This window comes from Kocuria rhizosphaericola (assembly GCF_044462205.1).
In the GTDB taxonomy this organism is placed as follows: Bacteria; Actinomycetota; Actinomycetes; order Actinomycetales; family Micrococcaceae; genus Kocuria; species Kocuria rhizosphaericola.
Genome location: NZ_JBISWK010000049.1, coordinates 1 through 8,098, shown reverse-complemented (window position 1 = coordinate 8,098; position 8,098 = coordinate 1). Strand labels below are relative to the sequence as shown.

Here is an 8,098-nt window from a genome sequence, read left to right as displayed (position 1 = left end):
ACGAGGACGCGGCGCCTGCACCGGGAAGCCCGTGCGGCGACGGGCGTGGGCTCAGCGGCCCTCGGCCTCACGGCGCTCGAGGGCCGCCTTCACGAGCCCGTCGAACAGCGGGTGCGGGCGGGTCGGGCGGGACATCAGCTCGGGGTGCGCCTGGGTGCCCACGTAGTACGGGTGCACGTCGACGGGCAGCTCCACGAACTCCACGAGGGTGCCGCCCGGGGAGGTGCCGGAGATCACGAGGCCCGCCTCCTCGAGACGCTCGCGGTACTCGTTGTTGACCTCGTAGCGGTGGCGGTGGCGCTCCTTGACCTCGGTGGAGCCGTAGGCACCGGCCACCACGGAGCCGGGCCGCAGCTGGGCCTCGTAGAGGCCCAGCCGCATGGTGCCGCCGAGGTCGCCGGCGCCCTCGACGAACTGCTTCTGCTCGTCCATGGTCGCCACGACCGGGTACCCGGTCTCCGGCTCGAACTCGGTCGAGGAGGCACCGGCCAGCCCCAGCTCCGTGCGGGCGTACTCGATGACCATGCACTGCAGGCCCAGGCACAGGCCGAGGGTCGGGATGCGGTGCTCCCGGGCGAAGCGCAGGGTGCCGAGCTTGCCCTCGATGCCGCGGATGCCGAAGCCGCCGGGGACGCAGATCGCGTCGACGTCGCCGAGCTCGCGCTGGGCTCCCTCGGGCGTCTCGCACAGGTCCGAGGCCACCCACTTGATCTTCACGCGGGCGTCGTTGGCGAAGCCGCCGGCGCGCAGCGCCTCGGAGACCGACAGGTAGGCGTCCGGGAGGTCGATGTACTTGCCGACCATGGCGACGGTGACGAAGTGGGCGGGCTCGTGCACGGCCTTGAGCAGGCGCTCCCACTGGGCCAGATCGGCGTCCCGGTAGTCCAGGCCCAGGTAGTCGAGGATGTAGGTGTCCAGTGCCTGGGAGTGCAGGGTCCGGGGGATGTCGTAGATGCTCGGGGCGTCCGGGCAGGAGATCACGGCGTCGTGGTCGACGTCGCAGGCGTTGCCGATCTTGCGCAGCATCGTGTCGGGGACCTGCCGGTCGGAGCGCAGCACCAGCGCGTCCGGCTGGATGCCGAGCCCGCGAAGGGCGGCCACGGAGTGCTGGGTCGGCTTGGTCTTCAGCTCGCCCGAGGGACCGATGTACGGGATCAGGGAGACGTGCAGGTAGAACACGTTGCGGCGGCCGACGTCCTGGCGGACCTGCCGTGCGGCCTCGAGGAACGGCTGGGACTCGATGTCACCGACCGTGCCGCCGATCTCGGTGATGATGATGTCCGGCTGGTCGTCGTCCTGCGCGCGGCGGCGCATGCGGTTCTTCAGCTCGTCGGTGATGTGGGGAATGACCTGGACGGTGTCCCCGAGGTACTCGCCCCGGCGCTCCTTGGCGATGACCGTCGAGTACACCTGACCGGTGGTCACGTTCGCCGAGGCGTCGAGGTTCTCGTCCAGGAAGCGCTCGTAGTGGCCGATGTCGAGATCGGTCTCCGCCCCGTCGTCGGTCACGAAGACCTCGCCGTGCTGGAAGGGGTTCATGGTGCCCGGATCGACGTTGAGGTACGGATCCAGCTTCTGCATCGTCACGGAGAGCCCGCGTGCCCGCAGCAGCATCCCGAGGGACGAGGCGGTCAGGCCCTTGCCGAGGGAGGAGGCCACGCCGCCCGTCACGAAGATCTGGCGGGTCACCTTGCCCGGTCGCTGGTTTTCGGTCTGCTGTGCGCCGGCCTCGTGGGCGGCTTCGTTTGCATTCACCACGGAATTCGACCCTATCATTCTTGTCCTCCCGGGACGTCGGTTGCGTGCTGGGGATCACCGTGCGGAGGCGCCTCAGAGCACCGCGCCGCGGACGAGCTCACGGGCGTGCTCGCGCGCCGCCTCGGAGTCCTCGTGGCCCGCGAGCATGCGGGCGAGCTCCACCACGCGCTCCTCCTCGTCGAGCACGCGCACGTCGCTGACCGTGGCGTCCGCGCTCTTGGTGACGAGGACGTGCTGGTCGGCGAAGGCCGCGACCTGCGGCAGGTGCGTCACCACGAGGACCTGGACGTGCTGGGCGAGCATCTTCAGCCGGCGGCCGATCTCCACGGCGGCCTTGCCGCCCACCCCCGAGTCCACCTCGTCGAAGACGAACGTCGGCACCGGGTCCACGGCGGCGAGGACCACCTCGATGGCGAGCATGAGACGGGACAGCTCACCGCCGGACGCGCCCTTGCCGAGGGGCCGCGGGGCGGCGGCGGCGTGCGGCTTGAGGAGGAAGGCGATCTCGTCCCGCCCGTGGCCGGAGAACTCCTCCGTGGGCTCGACCTCGATGACGAGGGAGGCGTTGGGCATGGCCAGGGCCGTGAGCTCGGAGCTCACGGCGTCGGAGAGCCGGTGCGCCGCGTACCGGCGCCGTTCGGTCATCCGGGCGGCCAGCTCGCTCAGCTCGGCGTGCAGCTGCTCGAGGCGGGCGCGGAGCTCCTGCTCCCGCGCGGGGTCGTCGGTGAGCTCGTCGAGGCGAGCCCGCGAGCGCTCCGCCCAGTCGAGGACCTCGTCCACGGTGGCGCCGTACTTGCGGGTCAGGGTCTTGAGCTTGGCCCGCCGGGACTCCACCTCGGCCAGGCGGGCGGGGCCCTCGTCGTCGAGCCCCGACGCATAGCCGGAGAGGTCCGCGGCGATGTCGTTGACCAGCACGGCCAGCTCGGCGACCCGCCCGGACAGCTCCTCGAGATCCCGGTCGGAGCCGGCCTCCTGCTCCAGGGCCCGGTGCGCGGCCGCCACGAGGGCGGTCGCGTCCGGGGCGTCGCCGTCGGCGAACTCCCCGCCGCTGAGGGCGGCGTGGGCCGTGAGCGCGGCGGCGCGCAGCTGCTCCAGGTTGGTCAGCTTCTGGCTCTCCTGGTCGAGGCGCTCGTCCTCCCCCGGCTGGGGGTCCACGGCGTCGATCTCCTCGAGGGCCCCCTGCAGGCTCTGCGCCTCCAGCGCCCGTTCGCGGCCGTGCTCGGTGACCTCGCGCAGGGTCTGCTGCACGGAGCGGTACTCGGTGAGCCGCTCCCGGTAGCGGCGCAGTTCCGCGGCCAGCTCCTCCCCCGCGTACTGGTCCAGGGCGTGCCGCTGAGCGGCCGGGGACTTCAGCCGCAGCTGGTCGGACTGTCCGTGCACCGCCACCAGGGTCTGGCCCACCGCGGAGAGCGTGCCCACGGGGGCGGCGCGGCCACCGACGTGGGCGCGGCTGCGCCCCTCCGAGGTCACGGTCCGCGCGACGGTGACGAGGGCCTCCTCGGCGTCGCCGACGGTCTCGACGTCGACCGCACCGCCGGCGTCCTCGACGAGGGCCGCGGCGGGGTGCCCGGCCGGAACCCGCACGACGGCCTCGGCGACGGCCTTGGGCGCCCCGGAGCGCACGGCCCCGGCGTCGGAGCGGTTGCCCAGCAGCATCCCGAGGGCGGTGACCACCATGGTCTTGCCCGCGCCGGTCTCACCGGAGAGGATGCTCAGCCCCGGCCCGAGGGGCAGCACGGCGTCGGTGATGACGCCGAGGTCGTGGATGTGGATCTCCTCGATCATTCAGCCGGCCTTCCCGCTCTCGTTCCGGGCGAGGGGGGCGGGGAGTCGGGTTCGTGGGGCATCTCGTGCCCGACCGTGGACTTCTGCGGCTCCTGTGCCCACCCGGCGGTGGTCTGGTCGCCGCGGACCGTGGGCAGGGCCGTGGTCCGCGCCGCGGCGGCCTCGTGCGGTGGCACCGGTCCGCGCCAGCCGCTCGTGGGCAGCTCGAACTTCTTCACGAGCCGCTCCGAGAAGGGGGTGCGGTGCATCCGCGCCAGGTTGACCGCCTTCGGGGAGCGCACCACCTCGATCCGGGAGCCGGGCGGCAGCTCGGTGGTCCGGCGCCCGTCGCACCACAGCACGCCGCGGGCGTCGGTGCGGGTGAGGACCTCCACGGCCATCATGGAGTTCGGGGAGATGACCAGGGGCCGGGAGAACAGGGCATGGGCGCTGAGGGGCACCATGAGCAGCGCCTCGACCTCGGGCCACACCACGGGCCCGCCCGCGGAGAACGCGTAGGCGGTGGAGCCGGTCGGCGTGGCGAGGACCACGCCGTCGCACCCGAAGGTGCTCAGGGGCCGGCGGTCCACCTCGATGACCACCTCGACCATCTTCTCGCGGTCGCCCTTCTCCACCGAGGCCTCGTTCAGCGCCCAGGTGTGCAGCACCTTCTTCTCGTCCTGCCACACGGTCACGTCGATCGTCATGCGCTGCTCCACCGTGTAGCGGCCGTCGACGATGGCCTCCACGGACTCGCGGAGGTCGGAGCGCTCGCTCTCGGCGAGGAAGCCCACGTGGCCCAGGTTCACGCCCAGCAGGGGGGTGTCCACGCTGCGCACCAGTTCGGCGGCGCGCAGGATCGACCCGTCCCCGCCGAGCACCATGACGAGCTCGATCTCCCGCAGGGAGACGTCCTCCTCGATGACCTCCACGGGTGCGAGAGGCACGGCGTCCTCCTGCAGCGCCTCGAGGTCGGTCCGGGAGATCACCGGCACCAGGCCCGCCTCGTGGAGCTGGAGACAGGAGTCGCGGGCGGCGTCCTGGGCCTCTTGGCGGCCCATGTGGGCCATGACCAGGATCTTTCTGCTCACCGGGTCCTCCCGTTCTCGACTGCTCGGTGCACGCGGGCGTCGTCGGGGCCGGGACCGGCCCGTGGCGCACGCCGTGCCCGCGGACCGGGCACCGCTCACCACCCTACGCGAGGGCGGGGACACTCAGGACGGCGGATCCCGCCGGCACCACAGGAAGAACTCGTGGTTGCCGTCCTGGCCCGGAAGCGGGCTGCGCTCCCGGCCCCGGACCGTCAGCCCGTGGGTCCGGGCCGCGGCGGCCACCGCCTCCACGGCCCGGGCGCGTTCGTGCTCGCTCGTGACCACCCCGGTGCGCGCGAGGCGGTCGGCGCCGACCTCGAACTGCGGCTTGACCATGAGCACGAGGTCCCCTCCGGGCACCGTGGCCGCAGCCAGGGGCTCCAGGACCAGGGTCAGCGAGATGAAGGACAGGTCGCAGACCGTGAGCTCCGTCGGGCCGCCGATGTCCTCGGGGCGCATCCAGCGCACGTTCATGCCCTCGAGCACGCGGACCCGGGGGTCCTCCCGGAGCGAGGGGTCGAGCTGGTCGTGGCCCACGTCCACGGCGACCACCTCCCGGGCGCCCTCCCGCAGCAGCACGTCGGTGAACCCGCCCGTCGAGGCGCCGGCGTCGAGGCACCGCCTGCCCGCCACGTCGATCTCCGGGAACGCGGCGAGCGCCCCGGCCAGCTTGTGCCCGGCCCGGCTGACGTAGTCCGGGGCCTCCGCGGGACGGACCTCCAGCAGGTCGTCGGGGCCGACCCGGACGGAGGGCTTGGTCACCGGCCGGCCGTTCACGAGCACCCGCCCCTCGCCGATCCACCGGGCGGCGACCGTGCGGGAGCGGGCCAGTGCGCGCACCGTCAGCTCCTGGTCGAGACGGGAGCTCACCGCGGCTCCGCCTCCTCCTGTCCCGTCCGCGGGTGCGGCACGAGGCCGGCGGGAACGGTGCCGGGCTCGGCCTCGAGCTCGGCCACGAGTGCCGCGTGCAGCTCTTCGTAGCGGCCGGGATGCTCCGAGACCGGCAGCGTCTCCAGGTCACCGGCACGCTGGAGCACGGCGTCCACCCCGGCGTGACCGGTCGGGCGCAGGGTTGCGCCGCCGCCCCCGGCCGCGGGCGGCAGCTCGGCGCGCCCGGTCACGCCCCCGTCACCCACTCGGGGTCGGGGACCACGGGGACGTCGGTGTCGGGGTGCGCCGTCCACCAGGCCGCGCAGGCGGCCCGCCAGGCGTCGAGGTCGTCCTGCGCGCCCCGGATCCGCAGCCGCGTGCCGTCGGCCTCGGCCTCCGCCGCTCCGCAGCGCGCGGTGTGACCCCGGTCCGAGGACGTGACCTCGACCTCGGGGTACGGCTCGAAGAGCGCCTGCAGGGTGCCGACGACGTGGTCCGGGCGCTCCGCGGTGCACGCGGCGAGGATCGTGTGCACGGTGTCCACCCCGGTGAGGACCGCGATCGTCGAGAAGCCGGCGGCGTTGCCGCCCCGGATGTCGGTGTCCAGCCGGTCCCCCAGCACCACGGGCCGGGTGCTGCCCGCCCGTTCGGCGGCGGTGCGGAAGATGGGCGCCTCCGGCTTGCCGGCGACGACCGGCGGCCGCGCCGTGGTCGCCGCCACGGCCGCCACGAGGGTGCCGTTGCCGGGGGCCAGACCGCGTGCCTGCGGAATGGTGCGGTCGGTGTTGGTCGCGACCCACAGCACGTCCGGATCCGCCAGCGTGTAGGCGGCCTCGGCGAGCTCGGCCCAGCCCAGGCCGGGGTCGAAGCCCTGGATCACGGCGCGGGGCGCGTCGGACTGGGCACGGACCGGGACCAGCCCGACGTCCGCCACGACGTCGGCCAGCGCCTGGGAACCAGTGATGAGCACAGCGGTGCCGGCCGGGATCCGTTGCGCCAGCAGCTCGGCTCCGGCCTGCGCCGCGCTCACGACGCCGTCGGGTTCCGTGGGCACGCCGAGGTCCGTCAGGTGCTCGGCGACCGTGGCCACGGAGCGGGAGGCGTTGTTGGTCACGAACACGACGGGCACGCCGTCCGCGGAGATCCTGCGGAGCATCTCCGGCGCTCCGGGGATGGCGTGCGGGCCGGCGTAGACGACGCCGTCCAGATCGCTCAGGACGGCGTCGAACCGGTCGAGCAGCCGCTCAGCCATGCTCCGGGCCGCCGTCCTCGCCGTCGTTGCCGTCCTCGCCGTCAAGATCCGCGTCGTCGTCCGGATCAAGATCGGCCTCGGAGCCGCCCTCGAAGTCGTCGTCGGGGTCCAGGTCCTGCTCGCCGTTCTCCGCGTCCTCCTGCTCCTCGTCCTCCGGCTCCTCGTCGGAACCGTCGTCGAGCACGCCGTCGGACTCGTCGTCCACGCGGTCGTCGAGGTCGCCGCCCTCCGCACCGGCTGGGGCACCGGTCGGGTCCGTCCCCGCCACCGCCCCGGTCGTTTCCCGAGCCGGCTCCTCCACCGGGCCCCGGGCCGGCTCCTCGGCATCGGCCAGGACGACGCCGCTCGCCGGCACCTGCTCGGCCTCGTCCTCGTCGTCGAAGTCGATGATCTCCGGCTCGGCGAACTGTCCCGTCCCGAGGGCGGCCTCGGCCACCACGGCCTGACGGTCCCACGTCAGGGCCTCCCGGTCCCTCCCGACGCCGCGCAGGGCCTCGGCGTAGGCCCGGAACAACCGGGGACTGTAGGCGAAGCCCCGGTTCTTGTCGAGCTGCGGAATGGTCAGTGCGTCCACTGCCCCCTGGGCGTCTCCCTGGTCCCGGCGCATGCCGGCCAGGACGATCGCGAGTTCCACCTTCTCGCCGGGCTCGAGCGACTGCACGGCCTCCGACGTCGCGAGCTCAGCGGCCTTGTCCGGGCGACCGAGGGCCCGCTCGCAGTCGACCATGAGGGGAAGGTGGATCTCGGCGCCGGTCATCCGGCGGAACGTGCGGAGCTCCTTGAGCGCCAGCGCGAAGTCACCGGCCTCGTACGCCGCGATCCCGGTGGCCTCCCGCACCGCGGCAATGCGACCCCCTCGCCGTCCGGCCGCCTGCGCGTGCTCGAGCGCCAGCTCGGGGGCGTCCAGCAGATAGCGCCCGGCCATGACCAGGTGCTTGGCGACGGCCTCGGCGTTGCGCGGTTCGAGAGCCCCCAGCTGGGCGCGGGTCGGCTTGTCGAGCTCGCGGCCGGTGATGTCCTCGTCGACCTCGGGTGCACGGTGCCGGTGCGTCGAGACGTCGTCCCGGTCGTCACGACGCCCACGGTACCCCTCGTTGCGGTCCGGGAACCCTCCACGACGGTCGTCACGACGGCGGTCATCGCCGTAGCCTCCGCGACGATCGCCATCACGCCGGTCACTGCGCGGGGCATACCCGCCACGACGGTCGTCCTGGCGGTCATCCCGGCGGTCACCGCGCGGGGCGTAGCCACCACGACGGTCGTCCTGACGGCGGTCACCGCCGTAGCCTCCCCGCCTGTCGTTCTCGGGCCGGCCTCCGCGCGGAGCGTACCCACCGGGACGGTCGTCCTGGCGGTCGTCCCG

At 73.5% G+C, this 8,098-nt stretch carries 8 protein-coding genes; 1 reads left to right on the top strand and 7 read right to left on the bottom strand.

The window, feature by feature from the left end:
• Positions 1–51: 51 nt before the first annotated feature.
• From ACH9D2_RS05635 to ACH9D2_RS05605, 7 genes are all read right to left on the bottom strand, one after another.
• On the bottom strand, positions 52–1,776 hold the full coding sequence (locus ACH9D2_RS05635) for a CTP synthase (protein ID WP_396361789.1): 1,725 nt from the start codon (positions 1,774–1,776) through the stop codon (positions 52–54).
• A gap of 54 nt (positions 1,777–1,830) precedes the next feature.
• Positions 1,831–3,543: a DNA repair protein RecN gene (recN, locus tag ACH9D2_RS05630; protein WP_396361788.1), complete on the bottom strand. Its 1,713-nt coding sequence runs from the start codon at positions 3,541–3,543 to the stop codon at positions 1,831–1,833.
• Positions 3,540–4,613, bottom strand: a complete 1,074-nt coding sequence (locus tag ACH9D2_RS05625; RefSeq protein ID WP_396361787.1) for an NAD kinase — start codon at positions 4,611–4,613, stop codon at positions 3,540–3,542. Before ACH9D2_RS05625 ends, recN begins: the two co-directional genes overlap by 4 nt.
• A 123-nt stretch (positions 4,614–4,736) precedes the next feature.
• A complete protein-coding gene (locus ACH9D2_RS05620; protein WP_396361786.1) occupies positions 4,737–5,483 on the bottom strand; it encodes a TlyA family rRNA (cytidine-2'-O)-methyltransferase in 747 nt (248 codons plus the stop codon).
• On the bottom strand, positions 5,480–5,734 hold the full coding sequence (locus tag ACH9D2_RS05615) for a hypothetical protein (protein WP_396361785.1): 255 nt from the start codon (positions 5,732–5,734) through the stop codon (positions 5,480–5,482). Before ACH9D2_RS05615 ends, ACH9D2_RS05620 begins: the two co-directional genes overlap by 4 nt.
• Positions 5,731–6,735, bottom strand: coding sequence for an HAD-IIA family hydrolase (locus tag ACH9D2_RS05610; RefSeq protein WP_396361783.1), 1,005 nt, complete (start codon positions 6,733–6,735; stop codon positions 5,731–5,733). Before ACH9D2_RS05610 ends, ACH9D2_RS05615 begins: the two co-directional genes overlap by 4 nt.
• Positions 6,728–7,660, bottom strand: coding sequence for a hypothetical protein (locus tag ACH9D2_RS05605; protein WP_396361781.1), 933 nt, complete (start codon positions 7,658–7,660; stop codon positions 6,728–6,730). Before ACH9D2_RS05605 ends, ACH9D2_RS05610 begins: the two co-directional genes overlap by 8 nt.
• A gap of 6 nt (positions 7,661–7,666) precedes the next feature.
• Here ACH9D2_RS05605 and ACH9D2_RS05600 point away from each other — a divergent pair.
• A partial coding sequence (locus tag ACH9D2_RS05600; RefSeq protein ID WP_396361780.1) for a hypothetical protein occupies positions 7,667–8,098 on the top strand: 432 nt, incomplete at its 3' end.